Below are 23,733 nucleotides of genomic sequence, written 5' to 3'. Positions count from 1 at the left end.
CGGGCATGCGCGGGCGACGCGCCGGTGACGTGTAGCCGTACGCCCGTCGCACGCCCCGTGGACCTGCCCGGCGGTGCGCGCGGAGCCGGTTAAGGTCGGGCCCATGGCTACTCCCGACTTCATCCGCGAACTGCGCGCCTCGGCCGGTCACCAGTTGCTGTGGCTCCCCGGAGTCACCGCCGTGGTCTTCGACGACGAGGGCAGGGTGCTGCTGGGCCGGCGCTCGGACACCGGCAAGTGGTCGGTCATCGGTGGTATCGGCGAGCCCGGTGAGGAGCCCGCGGCGACAGCGGAGCGCGAGGTGTACGAGGAGACGGCGGTGCGCTGTGTCGCGGAACGGGTCGTGCTCACCCAGGCGCTGAAGCCGGTGCAGTACGCCAACGGCGACCGCTGCCAGTACGTCGACATCACCTTCCGCTGCCGGGCCACCGGCGGCGAGGCGCGGGTGAACGACGACGAGTCGCTGGAAGTCGCGTGGTTCGACGTCGACGCGCTGCCGCCGTTGAGCGAGTTCGCGCTGTTCCGGATCAAGCAGTCCCTGACGGACGGCCCCACCTGGTTCGAGCGCACCCCCGGGGCCTGACGGGCCCGGCTCCCCGGCTCGCGGTGGAGGCGGGCCCTTCGGCCCGGTCGTGTCAGACGGTACGGGCGTCGGCCGGCAGCGCCTCGGTATCTGCGGCCTGCCGGTCGTCCGGCTCGATGGCCGTGAGGTCCCGGCTCCTGGTCTCCTTCGCGCAGACGATCGCCACCACGGTGAGCAGCGCGGCCGCGATGACGTACAACGAGATCGGTGTCGAGCTGCCGAAGTCGGCGAGCAGCGCGGTGGCGATGAGGGGCGCCGGGGCGCCCGCGGCCACCGACGAGAACTGGGCGCCGATCGACGCGCCCGAGTAGCGCATCCGCGTGGCGAACATCTCCGAGAAGAAGGCCGCCTGCGGCGCGTACATCGCACCATGGAAGATCAGTCCGACCGTCACCGCGAGCAGCAGGCTTCCGAAGCTCCTGCTGTCGATCAGCGCGAAGAACGGGAACATCCACAGCGCCACCCCGACGGCGCCGACCAGGTACACGGGCCTGCGCCCCACCCGGTCGGACAGCGCCCCCCACAGCGGGATCACGGCGAAGTGCACGGCGGAGGCGACGAGTACGGCGTTGAGCGCCGTCTGTTTGCTCAGCTCCGCGGCTGTCGTCGCGTATACGAGGATGAACGCGGTGATCACGTAGTAGCTGATGTTCTCGGCCATCCGTGCGCCCATGGCGATCAGCACATCGCGCCAGTGGTGCCGCAGCACAGCGACCAGAGGCATCTTCTCGGCGGAGGAGGTGTCCGCCTTGCGCCGCTCGGCCTGAGCCAGAGCCGCCTTGAAGACAGGCGATTCATCGACAGAGAGACGGATCCACAATCCCAGGATCACGAGTACGCCGGAGAGAAGGAAGGGGATCCGCCAGCCCCACGACTCGAAAGCGGGCTCCGGCATCAGAGCGGTGAGGGCGGAAAGCACCCCGGTCGCGAGCAACTGCCCGGCGGGCGCGCCCGTCTGCGGCCATGACGCCCAGAATCCGCGCCGTTTCGCATCGCCGTGCTCCGACACGAGCAGCACGGCGCCGCCCCACTCACCACCGAGGGCGAACCCCTGCACCAGGCGCAGGACGGTGAGGAGGACAGGTGCGGCGGAACCGATAGTGGCATGCGTCGGCAGGAGCCCGATGGCGAAGGTGGCACCACCCATCATCAGCAGGCTCAGTACAAGAAGCTTCTTGCGCCCGAGCCGGTCGCCGTAGTGCCCGAACACCAGGGCTCCGATGGGGCGTGCGGCGAAGCCCACGGCATAGGTGAGGAAGGAGAGAAGGGTGCCCACGAGCGGGTCGGACTCGGGGAAGAAGAGCTTGTTGAAGACCAGTGCGGCAGCGGAGCCGTAGAGGAAGAAGTCGTACCACTCCACCGTGGTCCCGACGAGGCTCGCGGCGACGATGCGACGGAGGTTCGAGGGGGTCGGGGGAGCGGTTGCTGGGACGGCCATGGACACCACTTCCGGACAGTTGGCGGGGACGTTTCTGTGTTGCCACACCGTAGGAAGGGGCAGGTCAGGGGCGTATGTGGCGGGACACCATAGTTCGGGTGTGCGGTGTGCGGGTGGGCGCTACGGAACGGTGTTCCGGGTGCGCTTCGGCCTGGTGGAGGTGAGCGAGAAGAAGTGCCCGAGCCGCACTGTCCAGGATGTTCTGCGAGGGCAGTGCTGATCCCCGTGCCGGCTTGGTGCTGACTACGCTCCGTTGAGCTCGGGCAGCTGGGATTGATCGGCTCGGAACCGTTGCGTGGTAGGTGACCGGACCGAGGGACCGAGCCCGGCCTTGCCGTTCAGCAGTCGTGGGCGCGGGCAAGGCGCTGAGCCCGGGCGCGGTGCATGGTGGTCTCAGGAGGTTTTCCAGCATGCGGAGCAGGGACGCCGTGAGGACGCGCGTCTTGCGGCCGATGCGTAGCACGCGACACGGGAACTGCTCGCTGTGGATCAGGCTGCATCCCTCTGCTCGTGAGGATTCAAGCGTATCTGCGGCTCCTGGGGCGGAACGGGAAACCTGGAGGACGCCTCAGGGGATGCCGTGACTTCGCCATGAGGCCGACATGCGGGGAGCCCTGAGCCGTATCAGCTCGATGAGCCTGCGGCGGTCGGGCAGTCACGGGCCGGCCGGGGATCCGGGCGCCCTTGGCCCAGTTCAGCGGCCGCTTCGTGAACGAAGTTGCGAGGGGTGTGTGAATACAGTGACGCCGGGCACAAGGGCTATCGAACCGAGATCCTGAGCTTCGTAGCCGGCCGGGATCCACCAGCCATGAAGCAGGCTTAGACCGTTGTGAACTTATACGCACACGCGTCCGAGTCGGACTTGACGATGGGAGATTGAAATGATCATTCTTGGGCTTATTCTGCTGATTATCGGCCTGCTTGTCGGCGTGGGGCCGCTGACGACGATCGGTGGCATCCTCATTCTGGTGGGCGCCATTCTGTGGCTCCTGGGTGCGACCGGTCGCGCGGTCGGTGGACGCAAGCACTTCTTCTGACGAGCTGGTGCGTCATAGCGGGTGAGGCGTGTTCGCCTTGGCCGTGGCCTCGTGCCGGAGTGCAGCCGGGGGAGGGGGAGAGCGACGTCCGGCAGACCGCAGAGTCAAAAGGCGGCCATCCGATTTTCGTGTCGTGTTTCGCTGCTCCGGGCTTCGGCTACGAGCATTCAAATGCTGTGAACCGGCGTGTTGCCGCCACGACGGCGAACCTCTGCAAGTGCGAAACGGTCCGGTGCTGCGGCCGCGCAGTTTCCCGCCGATCCGACCATTGAGGTCGACAACTGCCCCGAAACGACGGCTGCGGAGCTTTCCGGCCGACCGGAGAACGTGCCGGGTTCTCCGATGGAAGGGCACCGGCGGCAAGGAGTGCTCGATGTGACGCCCAAAGAGCATGCCTCTCGCCTACGCGCTCACCGCTGATGCGGCAAGCGCGTCGAGCTGGCTGTGCAGAGCTTCAAAACTCTTCAGCGTACGGCGTTGATCACGGTGGTGTGGAGAGCGCTTTGCGCTGTGTCGAGGAGGCGGCGCAGTTGGAGGCCGTCCGGGGCTACGGCGGTGACGAGCGCCGCGGGCCCTGCGAGTGGCGTCAGGACGGCCTGCCCGGCCTGTGCCGTGTCGCCGTGCAGCCGGGCCGCAGCAGGTCTGTTCTCGAAGGCCGGGTCGATGATGAGGATCTGCCCGGTCGCGCGGTGGCCGGCGAGGACGGCCGGGCCGTCCCACCCGGGGGCGCCCGGACCGTACTCGGCTTCCTGGTCGAGGAGAACGCGACCGTCGCGCCGGACGGTGAGCCGTGTGGCCACATGGCCGGGCGGCTCTCCTGTACGTCCGAGCATCTGTTCCTCGCGTAGGACGAGCCGTGCGGTGGGGGCGAGGTCGACGGTCCAGGTCTGGCGCAGGTTCGAGCCGGCCGCGCAGATCAGGGGTTTGGGCAGCCAGCGGAGCTCCGCGTGCTCTGCGATGGTCAGGTGTACGCCGTAGGTGGCGTGTTCCTGGGTCGGGCCCCGCAGGGCGAGGGTCGCGGCAGCAGAGGTGACGTGGAGCTCCGCGCCCTGCTGAACCGCGGCTTCGATACGGAGCCGGTCACCACCGAGTGGGGCGCTCATGGCGCCGACGACGCATACCCGTGCCTCGGTGCCGCGTGAGCGCAGGCGTCGGAGTTCGAAGGGCCCGTCGCCGTCGAGGACAGGCAAGGTGGTAACGCCGTTCCTGGCCGCCGCAGTGATGCGGGCCGTGGCCTGTACGCCCACGACAGCCGAGTTCTGGGTGGTCGCCTTGACCTCTTGCGTGATGAGGGTCATGCGCGGCCTGCGGTCCAGTGGGTGAGACGCTCGCGGACCCAGTCGGCGACCGGTTTGACGCCGCCTTCGTCCTTGAGGGAGGTGAAGGTGACGGGGAGGTCGCCGCGCTGGGCCTCGGCGTCGCGGGCCATGCCCTCAAGGTCGGATCCGACGTGGGGGGCGAGGTCGGTCTTGTTGATGACGAGCAGGTCGGCGGTGGTGACGCCGGGGCCGCCCTTGCGCGGGATGTCGTCGCCGCCGGCCACATCGATGACGAAGATCTGCGCGTCCACGAGCCCTTTGGAGAAGGTGGCGGTGAGGTTGTCGCCGCCGGACTCCACCAGGATCAGGTCGAGCGGGCCGGTCTCGTTCTCCAGGTCCTCGACGGCTTCGAGGTTGGCGGAGATGTCGTCGCGGATCGCCGTGTGGGGGCAGGCACCCGTCTCAACAGCCTGGATACGTTCGGGCGGCAGGACGGCTTCGCGCAGCAGGAAGTCCGCGTCCTCCCGCGTGTAGATGTCGTTGGTGACCACGGCGATGGACATCTCGGTGCGCAAGGCCCGGCACAGGGCGGCGACGGTGGCGGTCTTGCCCGAGCCGACCGGCCCGCCCAGGCCGATTCGCAGGGCGCGCCTGGTGCCGTCGGGGTGCTCGGGGGCGGCGGCGCTGTAGGTGTGGCGGTGGGGGAACTTCTCGTCGAGATCGTGACCGAGGTGCATACGTACTCCTTGTGTGAGGTCTCGTGGTGGGTGGTCAGGACGCGAACAGACGTACCGGCCAGGTGGCGTGCTGTTGTGCGCTGATGTCCAGCAGCGGTGCGGAGGCGGCGGGCAGCGCATCGATTCCTTCTTCGAGGATGTGCTGGGCGGCCCGGGTGGCTGCTGCGGCGACCTGGTCCAGCTCTGGTGCCAGGCGGGCCAGGACGGCGGTGGCGTCGAACGGGTCGAGGCTCAGAAGCCGGACCGTTGCGGTGGCCGGTCCGCTGACGGTTTCGTACGCCATGGCGTACGCGGCGTCCAGCGGGGCCAGCCCGGCCGACCGGACGGCCAGACCCAGAACCACGGGCTGGTGCGCACCCTGAGGGCGTGCCGCGGCCAGTCGGTCCAGTTCGGGCGACGGCCAGGTGGCGCGGGCCGCCCGCATCATTTGCCGCCCGAGTTTGCGGGCGGTGGTCCTCAGGGCCTGCACCGGGGTGCGGGCGTCGGCGGCCTCGTCCAGTGCCAGCGGATCGTGGCCCGCCGCAGCCGCGGCGGCCAGCGCCGCCGCGACCAGGCCCGCAGTGTGCAGTCTTCCCCGGCAGAAGCCCTCCAGTGAGTCCGCGTCCCTGATACGGCCTGCGGCTACGGCCGGTTCGGCGCCGCCGGAGTGCGCGTGCCCTCCGGCGGGGAACCGGCCGTCGGCCAGGACGAACAGCGCGGCACGGTTCATAGGGTGCAGACCACCTTTCTTCATTTCTTCCTCTGCCTTGCCTTCTGCGCTCTGGGAGATGATGTGGCCAAGGCTCAGAAGAGGAAGTACCGCTGGGCCATGGGCAGCTCAGAGACAAAGGCGCGGTCGACGATCTGGTCGTCGACGAAGGTCGTCACGTCCGTCACCTTCGCTCCGCCGATGATGACCTCGTAGGTGTCGGGGTCGATACGGACGTCGGGTGTAGCACTGTTCTCCTTCATGTCGGCCTTCTTGACGGCACGCGTGTCCTTGATGGCCTTGAACCGCTTGCTCAGCTTGCGTTCCTTGGCCAGGCCCTTCTTGATGGCCCGCTCGGTGACGAAGTTGTAGGCGAGGGAGCCAGGTGCCAGGCCGGTGGCTCCCCACATGGGGCGCGGCAGGACCGGCTGCGGGGTGGGGATGGAGGCGTTGGCGTCGCCCACCTGTGCGTAGGCGATCTGTCCGCCCTTGATGACCAGGTGCGGCTTGACGCCGAAGAACTTGGGCTCCCACAGCACGAGGTCGGCCAGTTTGCCGGTCTCCACCGATCCGACGACGGCGTCGATGCCCTGGGCGAGGGCGGGGTTGATGGTGTACTTCGCGACGTACCGGCGGGCACGCTTGTTGTCGGCCAGGGGTGGCTCGGCCTCCGGCGTCGCGTCCACCGGTGCCGCGCCCCTGGCTTTCTTCCCCCGCGGCGTGCTCCCCGGCTTGTCCGACGGCCGGTCCTCCTCCAGGAAGCCCCGGCGTGCCTTCATGACGTGCGCCGTCTGCCAGGTACGCATGATCATCTCACCGATACGGCCCATGGCTTGGGCGTCCGAGGACATGATCGAGATGGCACCGAGGTCGTGGAGGATGTCCTCGGCGGCCATCGTGGACGGCCTGATCCGGGAGTCCGCGAACGCCAGGTCCTCGGGGACAGCGGGATTGAGGTGATGGCAGACCATCACCATGTCGAAGTGCTCCTTGACCGTGTTGACGGTCAGCGGCCGGGTGGGGTTGGTGGAGGCGGGCAGCACATTCGGCTCGCTCACCATCTTGATCATGTCCGGGGCGTGGCCGCCTCCCGCGCCTTCCACATGGAAGATGTGAAGGGGACGGCCGTTGATGGCTTTGATGGTGTCCTGCACGAAGCCGGCCTCGTTCAATGAGTCGGCGTGCAGGGCGAGCTGGACACCGGTCTTCTCGCAGACCTCCAGGCACGCGTTGATGACGGCCGGGGTGGCGCCCCAGTCCTCATGGACCTTGAGCCCGATGACACCGGCGTCCACCTGGTCGTACATGGACTCCTTGGACATGGTGGCACCCTTGCCGAGCAGCCCGATGTTGACCGGGAAGCCGTCCAGCGCCTCAAACATACGGCCGATGTGCCAAGAGCCCGGCGTGACCGTGGTGGCCTTACTGCCCTCCGCAGGGCCCGTGCCGCCACCGATGAGGGTGGTGACACCAGCGGCCAGTGCCTCATCGATCTGACTCGGACAGACGAAGTGGACGTGCGTGTCGATCCCGCCGGCGGTCAGGATCCTGCCGTTGCCGGCGATGACCTCGGTGTCGGGACCGATGACGAAGTCGGTGGGCTTCGGGCCGATGCCGTTGTGGCTGACCGAATCCTCGTGCAACGGGTTCATGGTCTCGGGGTTGTACGCCTTGCCGAGCGCGACGATGTCGCCGTCACGGATGGCGACATCAGCTTTCACGACGCCCCAGTGGTCCAGTACGACGGCGCCGGTGATGACGGTGTCGGGAGGCAGGACGGCGCCGCCGTCGGCAGCGGTGTCGCTCCTGCCTCTGCCGGGGTCGCGCGGGGCGATGGACTGCCCCATCGACTCCCGGATCACCTTGCCGCCGCCGAAGACCATCTCGTTGCCACTGCGCCCGGGGCCGCCCGACCAGTCGTCCTCGATCTCGATCTGCAGCGCCGTGTCGGCGAGACGGATTCGGTCGCGGGTCGTCGGACCGAACCGGTCCGCGTAGTCGGCGCGGGGCAGCGGGGCGTACGGCTCCGGCTTCGTCCGGCAGCAGGAGCAGTCGGGGCACTCAGTCATGGAATTCACACCTGCTCCTTGCCGGACGGGCCCTTGGTGTCGTCGAGGGAGCCCTTGATCTTCACGGGCAGGTCCTTGACCGGGCCGCGCAGGCCGTGGACCACGCGTTCGCCCTCGATGGGTACGAGCTCGACCTCCTCGGTGATGCCGGGCTCGAAACGTACGGAGCTGCCGGCGGGGATGTTCAGGCGCCTGCCCCACGCCTTCATACGAGGGAACTGCAGCCCGTCGTTGACCTCGGCGAAGTGGTAATGGGAACCGACCTGGACGGGGCGGTCGGTCGGGTTCTCGACGGTCAGCTTCGTCACCTGGTCCTCCTGCCGGTTGCGTTCGTTGAAGACCACCACCTCATCCCCCTCACGCTCGGAGAAGTCCACCTTCCCCGGCCAGACCATCGGCTCCTCGTCCTTGCCCACTTCAGGGAACGGACTGTGGACGGTGACCAACTTCGTGCCGTCAGGGAACGTAGCCTCCACCTGCACGTTCTCGATCATCTCCGGGACGCCTTCCATCACCTCCTCCCGGGACAGCACCTTGCGCCCCGAGGACATGAGGTCGGCAACAGTCCTGCCGTCCCGCGCCCCTTCCAGAACATGCACGATCAACAGCGCCATGCTCTCGGGGTAGTTGAGCCGTACCCCCCGGGCCCGCCGCTTCTCGGCGACATCCGCCGCCACGTGCAACATCAAGCGTTCCTGCTCATGCGGAGTCAGGTGCACAGCCACTTCCCTGCGTTCGCTCATGCCCAGGACTTCTGTCCTGGGCCTCACGAGCTCGTACCTGCTCCATGCGGCAGTCGGCAGCCGAGGCGAAGTCCTTGGCTCTTCGCCCCAACCGCCGGCGCAGCAGACTGCCCATCTGGGGAGCGCAGCCCGAACCCGAAGTGAAGCCATCTTGATCACGCCGACGGGCCAGGAATTGGCGCTTCGTCCGATCGGCACCCAAATGAGTGATCACGTGCGATACGCCCGGAGGAATTGCTGTAAGGGCGTCATGGCAGTGGTACAGCTATTGTCGTCGTTCGCCCGGCGGGCCATCGACTTGGCCATCACCACCTTCGTCGCGAAACCGACCTCGTCATCGATGCCGGCCCGGCGGCACCGCTCACGGTCGTCCGTTCGGTCCGCAGTGCCGGAATACTGTCGTTGCACCCCGGCCGGCCGGTGCCCTTCTTCAGGAAGCCGGTGCCGTCCACGATCAGGACCGCACCCGGATCGCCGAGGCGCTCGACCACGTACTCACGCACATCGTCCAGGACCTCATCGGCGTCCCACTCGATCCGGTTCAGCAGCCGGCGGATACGGTCCGGGCCTGCGCGGCCAGCTTCTTCGGACAGTGTCCAGCCGTTTTCCGCTGCAACGGGGCTATGATCCCCCGCATGTAGGAAAGAGCGGACTCACACGGTTCTGACCTGCTGAAACGATGAAGGAACCGCCCCTGCACCGCACCCAACTCACCGGCCCGCAACCTGACCTCGGTGAGATCCCCGCCCATGACGACATCAACGATCGACCTGTCCACCCGTCACGGCAGACCCCGTTGCAGTGCCAGGTGTACTGACCCGCAGGATTGTTTGCACGGCTGATGGGCGGGCGCCCGTCGGGTGCGGTGTGGCAGCGGTGGTGGTTGTAGGTGTGGAGGAACTCTGTCAGGGGCGCTGGTGAGGACGGCTTCGGCGATTGACGACATGCGGTTGGGGCTGCCTCGGGGCCTGCGGAAGTTCCGTCAGGATTTCAGCCGGGCGATGCCGTGTTCGACTGGTGCCCGTCCGGCACCCGGGTTATGTAGCGGCAGGGCCTTCAACGTAGGGGAGGCTCTGCCGTCGCGAGTTTGGGCTGCAGGCTGGTGTCGGGGGTCGCGGCGAACAGCTCGGAGCCAGGACGGACGGCCCGCAACAGGAGCGCGGCCGGCGCCGGGTGGTGCGTGCCGGGTGTGGAGTGTGAGCACCCCGTGTGCACGGTGTGGACCAGGCAGGCCGGTTCGCGCCGTTCTCCGCTGCCAACGGGTTCACTATCTTCACGCACATGCCGTGCTCGCAGTCACGCGGCGGCCCCCATTTCGGAGGCCCCTCATGGAACACCCCACGCAACGCCTTGTCCGTTTACGGTCTCGCCTCTCCGCGTTCCTGGCGGCTTTCTGCCTGGTGGCAGGGGCGTTCGCCCTAGCCCCCTCGGCCAGCGCCTCCAACACCTCCAGCGACGGTCTTCTCGATCTGACGTGCACGGCACCCAGCAGCGAGGCGACCACCTACAGCCCGCCCCTCACGCTGACCCCGCAGGACGTCAACTTCTCCTCCACCGTCCAGTACGGGCCATGCGTCTCGCTCAGCCACCCCGAGATCAAGTCGGGTTCCCGGTCCTTGCAGGTCCTCACCCCCGGCCGGTCCTGCCTGACGCTGCTGGAGACCGCCGTCTCCAACTACACCATCACCTGGAACACGGGACAGACCAGCACGATCTCAGGGTCCCGGACCGCCACCGTGGTCGGCGCAGCTCTGGTGGTCACCATCACCGGCAACGCCACCTCCGGTCTGTTTGCCGGCGACAGCGTCGTACAGACCAGCATCGGACCCGCGACCGACATTCTGGCCTGCACCCTCGGACCGGGCTCGGTCGCCAGCGTCTACTCCACCGTCACCCTGGAGATCACCTCTCTGTGACCCATCGGAGCCATACCAGGGATGCGCGGCACCATCTGAGTACGCCAGGAGCAACGACACGGTCAGCAGCTGTCCGGGCGCCTGGGCCCGCGCGGTGGTGTCCCGGGCCCGCGAAGGGCGCCCGGGGCGCCACCGGCCGGTTGCCCCCACTCCGGAGGCCGCAGCCTTTCAGCGGACGAACGTCACCTTCGCAGTTTCGTTCGGACAGCCCGCCGGCGAAGTGATGAACCTGTGCTGTTCGTCGTTCTCGCGAACAAAGCCGGAACGGGGGACCTTGACGGACGTCATTCTCCGACTGCGCCGGGGCCGGTCACCTTCGGCCCCTCCAGTGGATAGCGGCCGGTCGACGCGGTGGGAGAGGTGAGGCGGAAGGCTGCGTTGTTGTCACCGATCTTGGTGGTTCCCTCCTGGCCGCCGAGCTCCATTTCAGGGTGGCTTGCCAAGTGCAGGGTCGGGAGCGGGTTTGAACGTCGAGAACGAAGTGCTCGAATTCGCTTTCGGAGACGTAGAAGGGTAACTCTGCCGGCTCGGGGTCCGGTTGTTCCTCACCGGTCTTGCCGTACGGCGTGACCGTAGGACCGCCGGGAGCATTCAGAATGACCAGGAAGTGGCGAGAAGGCAGCCCTTCAACCCCGTGCTCGGAGATGTGGACACCGGGGACGGGCTCCTGGCAGTCGGCGGTGACGTCCATGCCGTGGAGCGTGACAGCCCTGGCCGGCCCTCCTTGGAGACTGAGTTTGAGAACCTGTTGTCCGGCGGAGATGGCGCCGGTCCGTTTTTGCCGTTGGGCCCACTCGGACAACGAGGCTTGGCCATTTGTGCAGGCACCAGGAAGCGGAGAAACATCCACGACTTCCTTGTCCGGCGGGATCCAGCCGGCAGTGGTGTGCGTGTCGGGGCCGTGGGCCACCACCTTCCACTCGTGCGCGGCGTCACCGAAGGGATTGATCCGCTGTCCGAGACCGGTGAGCGTAGGTCCCAGCGGACCGGTCAGGCTTGCCAGAACGAGGCCGCCGACCACCGTCAGGATCGTGGCCTTGGCGCTGTTTGACCGCCGCTGCCACTTCCAGCCGCTTCAGAAGCTTGCCCGGGCGTGGGGACCACCCTCATGTACTGGGCAACAGAGGTCGTGCAGGAGATGAGGGGGACGCCCGCGAGACGAGATCGCCTCAGTCCTGCGCGGGGTCGGGGCAGCTTCTCTCCGGTAGCTCACCGGAGAGGGCTGTGCGCTCGTCGGCCGTGAGCTCCCGGCCGACGACGCCGCAGAGGTGTTCCTTCCAGAGCGTGGGGTCGATCCGAAAGAGTGTCAACGTGTTTCCGGGGCTGGACGGGTCGTCCAGATCGCCCTCCACCGGCATGCTCAGCAGGGTCCTGCCGTCCTTGGTGGAGCCCAGGAATCGCTGGATCTTCGAGAACACGAAGGTGTCCCGATGTTCGGGATCGTCGGCCCGGAGACGGACCATTGTGCTCTCGTAGGCGAGGAAGAATCCGGATCCGCCGGAGGACCCCATGGACCAGCGATGGGGTTCGAGCGGCCCGAACGGCCCCAGCACCTTTCTCGGCGGTGACCCCTTCTCCACGGACCAGAGTTCGACGATCCTGCCGGTGGTGAGCACCGCCATGTAACGCGTGTCCGGCAGATACTCCGCGGTGAGCAGGTCCTCGGCGAGGCGGATCCGCTGCTTCCTGTCCTCCCTTCCCGTCCGCAGATCGATGGTGTGCAGGTCGGGCTCTCCCTGCACACTCACCGTGACATATGCCGGGTCCGGATGGGCTCCCATGGTGAAGAACGGGGCCTCGGCGCTACTGAGCCCGAGGCTGGGAAGTTTCACGGCGGACGAGAGCCGGCGCCCTTGCCGTGCGTCCCAGTACTCGAGAACCGAACCTGACAGGGTGACCACCCTGTCGTCGCTCCGGAACATGATGTCGATCGTGCCCGGTTCTCCGGTCGCCTCGTCGAGGGGCGGCGTCGACACGGCGAATCGGCTGAGCCGACGCAAGGAGGGCAGGGCGCGGACGGTGATCCTGTTGTGGTCCGAGACATCCGCCACCAGGGTTTCTTCCTTGTCGGTGACAAGGGGCTGTTCCTCGGTGGGCGGTGTTCCGGGAGTCCCGGCCCGGGCGAGCGTGCGGGCTCCGGGCCTCGTCTCCACGATGCGGAGCGCTTTGCCGCCGTCGCTGCGGGCCAGCATCCGGTCACCGTCACCGAGCAGCACCGGATACCCGTGTGCCGGCCTGGAGGGACCGACGGACATGCTGACGCCCGTGACCGTGCGGCCCTCGGCGAACGGCATCACGGTTTCCGACCCGGACATCAGGAGGGGCAGGCGTTCGACACCGATCGAAGTGGAGAGTCGCCGGCGGGGCACCAGCCGTTCGGGTGCCGCGTCACCATGGATCGCGATACGGGACCAGTCACCCGAGTCGGCCCCTTGGACGACGAAGTAGCCACTGGTGGTGTCGAACTCCGGTTTCTGGCAGGACGACCGTTTGAGCCCTTGACTGCGGAGGATCCTGCCGTCCGACACCCTGATGGCTTGGTAAAGGCGGACGTTCTCCCCCTTCTTCTGGCAGACGACAGCCGTTCTCCCGTCCCAGGAGACCTCGGGAATGGAGTAGAAGTCATGGGCCAGTTCACGGACGGACCCGGTGGCGACATCAATGGCCAGCAGAGAGGAGCGCTCTCCCCCACCCGATTCGAATGCGAGACCCTTCCACGCAACCAGGGTTCCGCTGTCCGCGCCGAACCAGATCCAGCGCACATCGGTGATGGGCCCCGGTACTTCGTGAGGACGGCCACTGGAGAGATCCCACACCAGGAGGGGCAGTCCTTCGGAAACCTGGGAGGCTTCCACCAGGAACCGCGAGTCGGGGGAGAACCTGGATCTTTTGACTGCGAGGATGGCGCCTTCCTTGTTCCGTGCCTGTGCGTGCCGGAGCAGGTGGGCCGGGCCTGCCAGGTGCTTCCCGGAAGTGGTCACCTCGTGCCAGGCGAGGAGCGCGTCGCCTTCGCGCAAGTAGGCGATTCTCCGGCCGTCGCCGCTCACCTGGGGGTTGCGGACTTTTCGGCCCAGCCGCAGGTTCTCCTGTCGCACTCGTCCGTCGTCGGAGCGGAGGAACAGGGTCGCACGGCCGCCCACGGTGGTCACCAGGGTCACCTTGCCGTCCGCGCTCATACTCGCCTGGTCGATGTCGGAGTCCATTCCGGACAGGACCCAACTTGCCTTCATCATTTCCGAGTACCGTCGCATCAACGCGTTGCGGGCCTCCTGCGTCGGGGAGGTGTCGTAACCCGCGATTGCGGCCAGGGCGGCCTGGACAGGGTTGGTCCCGGCCAGTTCGTCCGCCTGCACCGCCAGCGTCCTGGACCGGCCTTCAGCTGCCTGTTCCCTGCTCGTCCGGGTCTCCTGGACGAAGAAGACGCCCAAGGTGGCGATGAGTACCAGAGCGAGGCTGCCGGCCGCCCATGCCCATCGGTTGCGCCTCTGCCGGACACGGCGCAGTTGTTCCAACGCGTGGCGCTGCCGGTCCGCGAGGTCGAGGAAGTCGGTCTCAGCCGCCGTCAGTTCGTCGGTGCGCCCCGCGAGGCGGCTCTCGAGAGAGGCGAGATGGGCACCTCGCGGCAGGAGCTCGTCGGCACAGCCTTCTCTCTCCCAGCGTTCCCGGTCGTGCTGCAACTCTGTGCGCGCGGCGAGGAAGTCCCGGTCCTCGCGCACCACTTCGGACAGAGTCGGCCAGGCCGTGATGAGGGCTTCATGGGCGAGTTCCACGCTTTCCGGCACCCCGGCCCCGCCGTGGAGCACCAGCAGACGCTCGTCCTTCCCGGCGAACAGCACGGCCAGGCGCCAGCGCTGTTCGCCGGCCTCCGCCCGGGTCAGCACCCGCCGCAGTGCGGGAGCACCGCTGCCCGGCACCACTCGCACCAGTCCGGCGAGGAGCCGCCGGGCGTGCGTGATGGCTTCCATGGGGTCAGGGGTCTCCGGAGTATCTGCGGAGACCGGGGAGCCGGTCTCGGTCACGGACGGGACGTATTTCCGCCATGCCTCCTCCGCGTGCCTGCGCAGTGCGCCGGAAACGCCGCCGACCCTCTCGTACGCGTCGACCCTCAGGCGGCCGCCGGACTGTTCCTCCCACAGGTGCCGCAGGACGAAGGAGAGGAGGGGGAGGGCACCGGGCTCGCTGCCGGCGTCCTCGAGGATGCGGTGGGCCAGCCCCGGTTCGTAGGAGACGCCGGGGACGCGGTCCACGGGGCAGGTGATGACGGCGTGCAACTGCTTCCGGGTCATCGGGGTCAGCGGCAGGACCGTTCCCCGCTTCAGCACCGGGCCGAGGTACTCGTGACTGAGGACTGCGTCAATGAAGTCGGCGCGCAGGGTGAGCAGCACCCGCATCCCGGCGGTGCGCCGGGCGGGGAAAAGGACCGACAAGAGGGCCGCGAGGTCCCCCTCGGGCAAGTCGAGCAGAGTCTCGGCCTGGTCCAGTACGACGAGGAGGTCGATGGTGGCACTGCCGGTGAGCCGGTGGACGGTGTCCGCCAGGCCCGTCCCCGTCAGCCAGGTCACGACCCGCTCGACGCCGATGGCGCGCGAGGAACCGAACCGTTCCTGGCGTGCCAGTTCGAGGAGTTCGACCGCCAGGGCACCCACCGGACGGGAGGTGCGGCCGCAGTCGACGACCACCACCTCGTGGCCGGCACGGCGCATCACGGGCGCCACTCCCGCGAGGGCGAGGGAGGACTTGCCGCACCCAGAGGGCCCGCACAACGTCACCGCCGCATGGTCACCGCGCAGTGCCCTGACCACGGTCTCCGTGTCCTCCTCGCGGCCGAAGAAGACATCGGCGTCCTCCTCGCGGAAGGGCTCCAGGCCACGGAACGGTGCCGGGGCCAGGAACGTGCCGGCGAGAGCAGGGATCTCGTCGGCGAGCGCTCCGAGATGCAGCATGTACGCCTGCTGGTCGTCGCGCACCGGCTCCGCGGCCACGATCATGCCGACGACGGCGCCGAGGGCGTTGTCCCAGACCGGACTGCCGCTGAAACCACCGGTGACACGGACCGTCTGCCCGTCGGCCCGTGACAGCTGTACCCAGCCCTTCCCGGCAGGGCCGAGAAGACTGCCCCGCTGCCACACGGGCCGGTCGGAGGCCTCGGTGAAGCCCACGATGCGGGACCCGTGCTCCCATAGGCGCCGGGACAGGCTGGTGGGCAGCGGCCTCGCCCCCGGCGCCGGCGCGAGCAGCCGGAGCACGGCCACATCACCGCTCCGGTCCTCCCGGATCGGCACCCAGTGCGCCACCTCTGCTTCGATGTCATGCCCCGGCACTCCCGGCCCGGCGAGGAGCGGCAGATCGAGGGCGACACGGGCGCCGGCAGGCACCTCGGTGTCGCGGGGCCTCCCGAGCGCGTCGCAGACCACATGGGCGCAGGTGAGGACCAGCCCGTTACCGACGAGGAATCCGGTACCGGCGGAGTCGCCGTGCCCGTCCCGGAGGCGGACCGTCCCGGAGGCGAGGACGATGTCGGCGTCCTCGTGTTCGCCGTGCCCGGCTCCGGCCGCAGTTCGGCCGGATTCGTCCTGGTCGTACACAGGGCCTCCTCGGAGCGGTAAGGAGAGCGGGAGGGTGCTGGCAGTACGCAGGCGGGCCCGGCCCGGCGCGCACGCCTCAGCCGCTGGAGGCGGGGCCGCCCGCCGGGCCCTGGTCCGCGGAATCCGGGCCGGGCCGGGTTCCCGGCACCGCGTCCGGACCGGCGGGGCTGCTGTGCCAGGTGAGGCTGACGGAGAAGTTGGCCTCCGCGGAGGAACCCGCGATGACGACCTTCGCTTCGGCAGAGAGCGCCATGCCGAATTCGAGGGTCGCCTCGTCAGGCGACCGGAGCATGCCACGGCAGCGGCCGACGAAGGCGTCCGCGACCGGCCGTACGACATCCAGCATCTGTTCCAGGGACTGCTCGGCCCGGGTGATCGCACGGCTGCCGCGCCCGACGCGCACGATGTCCTCTCCACGGTCGTTCACCTGCACTCGTACGACCTCGCCACCGCTCCCCAGCGGCACTTCGACTGTGTACAGGGCTTGGCCTCCAGACAGCGGCATGACGCTCCCAGATCTTGAACTGAGCCTCTGAGCACCTGAGTTGGGCGGCTCGTAAGGTGCAGCCAGAGGCTATCGGACTGTGCACCCGGAGTCACAGGGATGACCGGGGTGGTGTGTTGGTGCCGGCCCGGCCGTCGTTGTTGAGGTCGGCGATGTCCTTGATCAGCCAGCCGGGGGCGCCGCCGCCCTCGCGCGCCGTGCGCTGGACCCCGCACTCAGTCTCAAGGAGGCCGTCGGAGACTGGAAGCCGAGCACCGTGTACGAACCCTGTTGGTCCGCCGACCGGGCCCAGGAATACCGCACCACATGGGCGCAGGCCGCCGCGGCCCGCGTCGCCGAGGGAGAACACTCATGACCGTCACCCCCCACCGTCCGGACGACGGCGTCTACGACGTCGCGGTGATCGGAGGAGGCATCGTCGGCGCGGCGATCGCGCGCGAGCTGTCCGGCCACGACGTCTCCGTAGTGCTGCTCGAAGCCCGTGACGACGTGGGCGACGGCACCAGCAAGGCCAACACCGCGATCCTGCACACCGGCTTCGACGCCAAACCGGGCACCCTCGAATCCCGCCTGGTCGCCCGCGGTCACCACCTGCTGAGCGACTACGCCAAGGCCGTCGGCATCCCCGTCGAGCACACCGGCGCCGTCCTCGTGGCCTGGAACCAGGAGGAGCTCGACGCCCTGCCCGGCCTGAAGGAGAAGGCCGAGGCCAACGGCTACCAGCACTGCCGGATCGTCGACGCCGACGAGGTCTACCGCAGCGTCCCCGACCTCGGCGCGGGGGTGCTGGGCGGCCTGGCCGTCCCCGACGAGTCCATCATCTGCACCTGGACCACCAACCTCGCCCTGGCCACCGACGCCCAGCAGCGCGGCACCACCATCCTGCTGGAGCACGCCGTGACCGCCGCCGACACGACCGGCGACGTCACCGTGCTGAGCACCGAGGGCGGCGAGGTGCGGGCCCGCTGGGTCGTCAACGCCGCCGGCCTCGGCGCCGACCACATCGACCGCCTCTTCGGCCACGACCGCTTCACGGTCACCCCGCGCCGCGGCGAGCTGTTCGTCTTCGACAAGCTGACCCGGCCCATGGTCAACAAGATCGTCCTGCCCGTGCCCTCCTCCCACGGCAAGGGGGTACTGATCTCCCCGACCATCTACGGCAACGTGATGCTGGGCCCCACCGCCGAGGACCTCACCGACCGCACCGACACCGCGACCTCCGAGAACGGCTACGACTTCCTCCTCACCAAGGGCGAACGGCTCATGCCGCGCCTGCTGGCCGAAGAGGTCACCGCCAGCTACGCCGGACTGCGCGCCGCGATCGACCACCCCGACTACCTCATCGAGACCACCCCGGAACAGCGCTACCTCCTCGTCGGCGGCATCCGCTCCACCGGCCTGACCGCCGGCATCGCCATCGCGGAACACGCCCGTGCCCTCCTGGAAGAGGCCGGCCTCACCCTGCGCACCCGCGGCGACCTGCCCGATCCACCACGGATGCCGAACATCGGTGAAGCCACCACCCGCCCCTACCAGGACGCCGAACGCATCACCGCGGACCCCGCCTACGGCACCGTCGTCTGCTTCTGCGAGCGCGTCACCGAGGGCGAGATCCGCGACGCCTGCCACGCTCCCGTGCCCGCCCGCAGCCTGGAGGGCCTGCGCCGTCGCACCCGCGCCATGAACGGCCGCTGCCAGGGCTCCTTCTGCGGCGCGGCCGTCGCGGCCCTGCGCACCCGACACCAGAACCACGACGGCTGCCGCAGCCAGCACAAGGACAACCGATGACCGACCAGCTGCCCCTGATCCAGCCCGATGTACTCATCATCGGCGGTGGCCCCGCGGGTCTGACCGCGGCCGCCGAACTCGCCGGCCGTTCCACCGGACACATCCTCGTCGTCGACCGGGAGAACGCGGCCGGCGGCATCCCCCGCCACAGCGACCACACCGGTTACGGCCTGCGCGACCTGCACCGGGTGATGACCGGCCCGGTCTACGCCCGCCACCTGGTCGACCGGGCCACCCGGGCCGGAGCCGAGATCCGTACCAGGACCATGGCCACCGGCTGGGCCGACGAGCAGACCCTGGACGTCACCAGCCCCGACGGCCGCTACCGCATCCGGCCCCGGGCCATCGTGCTCGCCACCGGCGCCCGCGAGCGGCCCCGCACCGCCCGCCGTATCCCCGGCGACCGCCCGCACGGCGTCTACACCACCGGACAGCTCCAGAACCTCGTCCACCTCCACCACCAGCCCGTCGGCAAGCGGGCCGTCGTGGTGGGCGGCGAACTCGTCAGCTGGTCCGCGGCCCTCACCCTGCGCGAGGCCGGCTGCACCCCCGCCCTCATGGTCAGCCAGTACCCGAAGGCGGAGTCCTACGGAATCTTCAACGCGGCCGGCCGCTCGGTGCTCCGCGTGCCCGTCGCCACCCGCAGCCGCGTCACCCGGGTCATCGGCAAGGGCCGCTGCCAGGCCGTCGAGATCGAACATCTCGACACCGGCAAGCGACGCACCTTCGAATGCGACACCGTCGTCTTCACCGGTGACTGGATCCCCGACCACGAACTCGTCCGGGCCGCCGGCATCACCCTCGACGAGGGCACCCTCGGCCCCCTCACCGACACCGCGCTGCGCACCAGCCGCCCCGGCGTCTTCGCCGTCGGCAACATGCTGCACCCGGTCGACACCGCCGACGTCGCCGCACTCGACGGACAGCACGTCGCCCAGCAGGTCATCGACCACCTGGCGGGCCGGCCGGAGCCGGAGCCGGGTGTGCGGCTGGTCGCGGGCGCACCGTTCCGTTGGATCGCCCCGCAGATCCTGCGCCCCGACGACCCGGCACCGGCCCGCGGCCGGCTCCTGCTGTGGTCGGACGAGTTCGTCCGCTTCCCCCGGGTGACCGTCCGCCAGGGCGGGCGCGTCATCACCCGCCGTACCCTGCCCTGGCCCGCGGCCCCCGGCCGCGTCTTCCGCGTTCCCTCCGGTGTCCTGGACGGGATCTCACCCACGGGAGGCCCCGTCCACATCAGCTTGTGACAGGACGGCCGGGCGGGAGCCGTGGCACACAGGGCGGGCCGCCACGGCCCGCCCTTTCCGGCTGGGCGCCGCCCGCCGCGCGGGTCAGTCGGCGGGTGGAGCAGGGTGGACAAGGGTGGAGGGCCACCGTCTCCACCCTTCTCGACCGCCGGGCCGACGCCGGGCGACGGCCGCTCGCGAAGACCGGCCCACCGGCCGCCTGGCCCACCGGCCCACCGGCCCACCGGCCGCCTGGCCCACCGGCCGCCCGGGCCACCGGTCTCCGGCAGGAGATCCACCATCCGGACCAGGGCCCTCGGACACCGTCTGGTCCGGACGGTTTCGGTCAAGAACCCGAGCTTTCATGTATCCCGGTCAGGAATGACGCTGGGTCGTCGGGCACGTTCCGTCTTACGGTGACGCCATGAGCGATCACCCGGAAGCGCCTGTCACGCCCGTCGAAGCTTATGAACCCCCTTACTGCGTAGCTGTTTTCACTGCGGTGCGAACCGAGGAACAGAGCGGCTGCAGCGAGACCGAGGCCCGCATGGAAGATCTGGTGAAGAACGTCCCCGGGTTCCTGGGGATGGACCACGCGCAGACTCCCGACGGGCTGGGCATCACCGTCGGGTACTTCCGGGACGCTGACGCCCTCACGGAGTGGCGGACCAACGCCGAGCACCGCGCAGCGCAAAAGCGTGGGCAAGCCGAGTGGTACCGGAGCTACACGCTGCACGTGGCGGGAGTGGAACGGAGCCACGGGTTCACGCGGGCGTAGGTCCTGCGGAGCCCCGCAGCGGACTGACCGACCGAAGTCGCTTCCTGATGCGGCAAGTTGTGACTGAGCGCCTCGGTTGGCCACGCTGAGTGTCACACCTGGCCGGAGGGTGGCGATCGATTCAGTTATCTGTTGTCGGTTTCGATGAATCCGACCGTGATGCCGGGTGCAGGGGTTGTGCAAACCATCGTCCCCCCGGGCAGGCGCCGACGCAGTACGGCGCCTGCCCGGAGCACCGGGGCGCCAGATGGTGTCGAGGTCGCGGTCTGGGACCGGGAGGTGGCGCAGGCACTCGCCGACGCGCACCAGCGGGGCGTCGGCGTCCAGATGGTCCTGGACGAGACAACTGTCAGCTCCCGCCCCAGTGACGCCGGATACGGGATCCTGCGCGACACGCTCGGGACCGACACCACGCAGAGCTCCTTCGTCACCCTCTGCCCGGCCGGCAAGTCCTGCCTGGGCCGAACGGAGTTCGGCACCTCCATCAACCACAACAAGTTCTGGCTGTTCTCACAGGTCGACGGCGCATCGGACGTGGTGCTGCAGACGTCGTCCAACATGTCGCCCTCGGCGTACAGCGCCTTCTGGAACGACGCCCACGTCGTCGCCTGCAACACCGGCATCTACAACGCCTACAGCGGGTACTTCACCGCTCTCGTCGGCAAGGACTGGCAGAACTGGCGCTGCACCTCCAGCTCCTGGAGCCCGTACAAGGCGTATTTCTTCCCCTGTTACCCGGGCACCGGCAACTCCACGGACACGGTCTGGAACACGCTCGACAACGTCACCTGCACCTACACCCAGGACGGCGCCACCAAGCGCACCAAGGTGCGGGTCGCGATGTTCAAGTTCACCCGGCAGGGCGTCGCCGACAAGCTGGTCGCACTGAAGAAGGCCGGCTGCTCGGTGGAGCTCGTCTACACGTCCACGGACAGCAAGGACAGCTCCGGGACCGCCGGCACGTGGGAGACCCTCCACTCCGCCTCCGGCTTCTCGCCCGTCTGTTACCACGACGACCATGACAGCGACCCGGCGACCGCCGCCCGCATCATGCACAGCAAGTACCTGCTGATCGACGGCAAGTACGACGGCGCCGTGAACAAGGTCCTCTGGACGGGCAGCCACAACTACAGCGGCCCGGCTCTGAGGGAGAACGACGAGTTCTTGCTGAAGGTTGACGACTCGGCAGCCCATGACGCCTATGTCGCGAACTTCGACGCCGCCAGGGCGGCTGCCCGCCCGGGTACGAACGACGCCACCCCTGCCTGCAAGGGTGTCGTCAACCAGCCTGAACAGGCCCGTGCCCCTCCGAGCTCGGTAATCCGCTCGACCGGGGAGCCCTCGTACGGCCGGGACACCCGCCGGGCACGGCGGTGTTCCGGGCGCGCGGCCCGCCCCGGACAGCAGTCACCCCGAGGTGACGCCGCCGACCCGGCGGGTCAGCTCCCGCGCGGTCTGCGCCACATGGCCCGCGATGCGGTGGCGTTCCGCCTCGTCGGCCGCGTCGCCGGGGAAGGTGACGGAGACGCCGGCGATCGGGTGGGCGTGGTGGTCCAGCACGGGCGCGGCGATGGACGAGAGGCCAGGGGTGACCTCGCCCTCCTCCGTCGCGTACCCCCGGCGCCGGGCCTGTGCCAGCAGACCTCTCAGCGCCGTCAGCGAGGCGGGGCCGGCGCCGTGCCGCACGACGAACGCGGACCGGTCCGGGAAGACCGCCCGCACCTGCGCGGGAGGCAGCAACGCCAGCACCGCCCGGCCACTGGCGGTCAGATGGGCCGGCAGCCGCACCCCGACCTCACTGACCAGCGGCGCCCGGCCCGGGGCGCGTTCCTCGATGACGTAGATGACCTCACGGCCGTGCAGCACGGCGAGGTTGGCGTTGTGACCGGTGCGGTCGACGAGTGTGGCCAGCGGCGCCCGGGCCAGTCGCTGGAACGGTGCCTGCCGCTGGTAGCCCGAGGCCAGTTCGAACGCGCTGACGCCGAGGCCGTAGCGCCGCTCCTCCGGCAGGTGCACCACGAAGCCGTCCGCCGCGAGGGTGTCGAGCAGGTGGTACGTCGTCGAGCGTGGCAGACCCACGTCGCGGCTGATGGCAGCAGCGGGGACGGGAGCCGCCTGCCGCGCCAGGTAGCGCAGCACGGCGAGCACCTGCCCGGCGGCCGGGACGATACCCATGGGGTGAGGGTAGACCAGGACGGCACAGGCCCGTGTCCGACGCCGAGGACAGGAGCGGCCGGTGTCCGGGATACCAGACACAGCTGTGTCTGGTATCCCAGACAAAACCCGCGCGTCATGTCTCGCGTACTCGCCCGGCCTGCGGCTTCATAGGTGTATGAACGTTGTTGTTGGTGTCGGCGCGCTCTCCGCCGACGAAGTCGTGTCCGTCGCCCGTCTCGGGACCCCGGTGGTTCTCGCCCCCGAAACGCTGAAGGAGATCGCCCGCAGCCGCGAGGTCGTCCAGGCCCTCGCCGACGACGCCAAGCCCCACTACGGCGTCTCCACCGGTTTCGGCGCGCTGGCCACCCGCCACATCCCCGTCGAACTGCGCGCCCAGCTCCAGCGCAGCCTGGTGCGTTCGCACGCGGCGGGCTCGGGCCCCGAGGTGGAGCGCGAGGTCGTCCGGGCGCTGATGCTGCTGCGGCTGTCCACCCTCGCCACCGGCCGCACCGGCGTACGGACCGAGACCGCCGAGGCGTACGCCGCGCTGCTCAACGCCGGGATCACCCCCGTCGTCCACGAGTACGGCTCACTCGGCTGCTCCGGCGACCTCGCCCCCCTCGCGCACTGCGCGCTCGCCGTCATGGGCGAGGGCGCGGTCCGCACCGCCGACGGCGTGCGCAAGCCCGCGGCCGAGGCGCTCGCCGAGGCCGGCATCACCCCGGTCGTCCTGGAGGAGAAGGAGGGTCTCGCCCTCATCAACGGCACCGACGGCATGCTCGGCATGCTCGCCCTGGCCGCCGACGACCTGCGCCGTCTGCTCCGTACGGCCGACATCGCCGCCGCGATGAGCGTCGAGGGCCAGCTCGGCACCGACGCGGTGTTCGCCGCCGACCTCCAGGCGCTTCGCCCGCACCCGGGCCAGGCCGCCAGCGCCGGCAACCTGCGGGCACTGCTCGCCGGTTCGCCGATCGTCGCCAGCCACAAGGGGCCGGAGTGCACCCGTGTGCAGGACGCCTACTCGCTGCGCTGCACGCCCCAGGTCCACGGCACAGCCCGCGACACCCTCACCCACGCGGAACTGGTGGCCTCCCGCGAACTGGCCGCCGCCGTCGACAACCCCGTCGTCACCCTCGACGGCCGGGTGGAGAGCAACGGCAACTTCCACGGCGCTCCGATCGCCGCCGTGCTCGACTTCCTCGCCATCTCGGTCGCCGACGTCGC

At 69.2% G+C, this 23,733-nt stretch carries 17 protein-coding genes and 3 pseudogenes; 8 read left to right on the top strand and 12 right to left on the bottom strand.

The annotated features are described in order from the left end of the window. Window positions 1-103 precede the first annotated feature (103 nt). Window positions 104-583, top strand: coding sequence for an NUDIX domain-containing protein (locus VN520_RS31235; RefSeq protein ID WP_325750293.1), 480 nt, complete (start codon window positions 104-106; stop codon window positions 581-583). A gap of 52 nt (window positions 584-635) precedes the next feature. Here the strand turns inward: VN520_RS31235 and VN520_RS31230 are convergent, their stop codons facing one another. Beyond that, complete coding sequence (locus tag VN520_RS31230; protein ID WP_325750292.1) at window positions 636-2,021, bottom strand: MFS transporter; 1,386 nt, start codon at window positions 2,019-2,021, stop codon at window positions 636-638. An 881-nt stretch (window positions 2,022-2,902) separates the two neighbouring features. Here VN520_RS31230 and VN520_RS31225 point away from each other — a divergent pair. Then, the gene (locus VN520_RS31225; RefSeq protein WP_325750291.1) at window positions 2,903-3,058 is read left to right on the top strand and encodes a hypothetical protein; all 156 of its coding nucleotides are present in this window, start codon (window positions 2,903-2,905) and stop codon (window positions 3,056-3,058) included. Window positions 3,059-3,522: 464 nt separating this feature from the next. On the opposite strand, the gene VN520_RS31220 is transcribed toward VN520_RS31225, so the two are convergent. The 7 genes and pseudogenes from VN520_RS31220 to VN520_RS31190 all read right to left on the bottom strand — a co-directional run. Continuing rightward, window positions 3,523-4,356 (bottom strand): urease accessory protein UreD, encoded by an 834-nt coding sequence (locus VN520_RS31220; protein WP_325750290.1) that lies wholly within the window; start codon window positions 4,354-4,356, stop codon window positions 3,523-3,525. Further along, on the bottom strand, window positions 4,353-5,054 hold the full coding sequence (ureG, locus tag VN520_RS31215; RefSeq protein WP_325750289.1) for an urease accessory protein UreG: 702 nt from the start codon (window positions 5,052-5,054) through the stop codon (window positions 4,353-4,355). Before ureG ends, VN520_RS31220 begins: the two co-directional genes overlap by 4 nt. 34 nt (window positions 5,055-5,088) lie before the next feature. Then, complete coding sequence (locus VN520_RS31210) at window positions 5,089-5,763, bottom strand: urease accessory protein UreF (protein WP_325750288.1); 675 nt, start codon at window positions 5,761-5,763, stop codon at window positions 5,089-5,091. Window positions 5,764-5,837: 74 nt separating this feature from the next. Next, window positions 5,838-7,811 carry an urease subunit alpha gene (locus VN520_RS31205; RefSeq protein WP_325750296.1) on the bottom strand — a complete coding sequence of 658 codons (1,974 nt, stop codon included), beginning with the start codon at window positions 7,809-7,811 and terminating at the stop codon, window positions 5,838-5,840. Between the two features lie 5 nt (window positions 7,812-7,816). Then, window positions 7,817-8,530, bottom strand: coding sequence for an urease subunit gamma (locus tag VN520_RS31200; protein WP_325750295.1), 714 nt, complete (start codon window positions 8,528-8,530; stop codon window positions 7,817-7,819). 294 nt (window positions 8,531-8,824) lie between these two features. Then, window positions 8,825-9,305 (bottom strand): annotated as a pseudogene (locus VN520_RS31195) (transposase); the annotation flags it as partial. A gap of 59 nt (window positions 9,306-9,364) precedes the next feature. Next, a pseudogene (locus tag VN520_RS31190) lies at window positions 9,365-9,463 on the bottom strand (IS481 family transposase); the annotation flags it as partial. 419 nt (window positions 9,464-9,882) lie between these two features. Between VN520_RS31190 and VN520_RS31185 the strand changes: the two are divergent. Continuing rightward, a complete protein-coding gene (locus VN520_RS31185; RefSeq protein ID WP_325750287.1) occupies window positions 9,883-10,470 on the top strand; it encodes a hypothetical protein in 588 nt (195 codons plus the stop codon). A gap of 284 nt (window positions 10,471-10,754) precedes the next feature. Here the strand turns inward: VN520_RS31185 and VN520_RS31180 are convergent, their stop codons facing one another. The 3 genes from VN520_RS31180 to VN520_RS31170 all read right to left on the bottom strand — a co-directional run bounded on the left by VN520_RS31180 (window position 10,755) and on the right by VN520_RS31170 (window position 16,482). Further along, window positions 10,755-10,913 carry a hypothetical protein gene (locus VN520_RS31180; RefSeq protein WP_325750286.1) on the bottom strand — a complete coding sequence of 53 codons (159 nt, stop codon included), beginning with the start codon at window positions 10,911-10,913 and terminating at the stop codon, window positions 10,755-10,757. Window positions 10,914-11,639: 726 nt separating this feature from the next. Next, window positions 11,640-16,055, bottom strand: a complete 4,416-nt coding sequence (locus VN520_RS31175; protein WP_325750285.1) for a trypsin-like peptidase domain-containing protein — start codon at window positions 16,053-16,055, stop codon at window positions 11,640-11,642. Between the two features lie 76 nt (window positions 16,056-16,131). After that, window positions 16,132-16,482: a CU044_2847 family protein gene (locus VN520_RS31170; protein ID WP_325750284.1), complete on the bottom strand. Its 351-nt coding sequence runs from the start codon at window positions 16,480-16,482 to the stop codon at window positions 16,132-16,134. 429 nt (window positions 16,483-16,911) lie between these two features. On the opposite strand from VN520_RS31170, the gene VN520_RS31165 reads away from it, so the two are divergent. The 4 genes and pseudogenes from VN520_RS31165 to VN520_RS31150 form a co-directional block, all read left to right on the top strand. Continuing rightward, window positions 16,912-18,348 (top strand): NAD(P)/FAD-dependent oxidoreductase, encoded by a 1,437-nt coding sequence (locus VN520_RS31165; RefSeq protein ID WP_325750283.1) that lies wholly within the window; start codon window positions 16,912-16,914, stop codon window positions 18,346-18,348. Further along, a complete protein-coding gene (locus VN520_RS31160; RefSeq protein WP_325750282.1) occupies window positions 18,345-19,595 on the top strand; it encodes an NAD(P)/FAD-dependent oxidoreductase in 1,251 nt (416 codons plus the stop codon). The genes VN520_RS31165 and VN520_RS31160 overlap by 4 nt, the downstream gene beginning before the upstream one ends. A gap of 403 nt (window positions 19,596-19,998) precedes the next feature. Then, window positions 19,999-20,352: an antibiotic biosynthesis monooxygenase family protein gene (locus VN520_RS31155; protein WP_325750281.1), complete on the top strand. Its 354-nt coding sequence runs from the start codon at window positions 19,999-20,001 to the stop codon at window positions 20,350-20,352. A gap of 144 nt (window positions 20,353-20,496) precedes the next feature. Further along, window positions 20,497-21,561 (top strand): annotated as a pseudogene (locus VN520_RS31150) (phospholipase D-like domain-containing protein); the annotation flags it as partial. A gap of 198 nt (window positions 21,562-21,759) precedes the next feature. On the opposite strand, the gene VN520_RS31145 reads toward VN520_RS31150, so the two are convergent. After that, window positions 21,760-22,527 carry an IclR family transcriptional regulator gene (locus tag VN520_RS31145; RefSeq protein WP_325750294.1) on the bottom strand — a complete coding sequence of 256 codons (768 nt, stop codon included), beginning with the start codon at window positions 22,525-22,527 and terminating at the stop codon, window positions 21,760-21,762. A gap of 157 nt (window positions 22,528-22,684) precedes the next feature. Between VN520_RS31145 and VN520_RS31140 the strand changes: the two genes are divergently transcribed. Further along, window positions 22,685-23,733 (top strand): aromatic amino acid lyase (locus VN520_RS31140; RefSeq protein WP_325750280.1); only part of this gene is annotated, 1,049 nt, incomplete at its 3' end.

It is taken from the genome of Streptomyces sp. (genome assembly GCF_035563135.1).
Classification (GTDB): Bacteria; Actinomycetota; Actinomycetes; order Streptomycetales; family Streptomycetaceae; genus Streptomyces.
The sequence above is the reverse complement of the archived record's forward strand: the minus strand, read 5'-3'. Positions and strand labels throughout refer to the sequence as shown.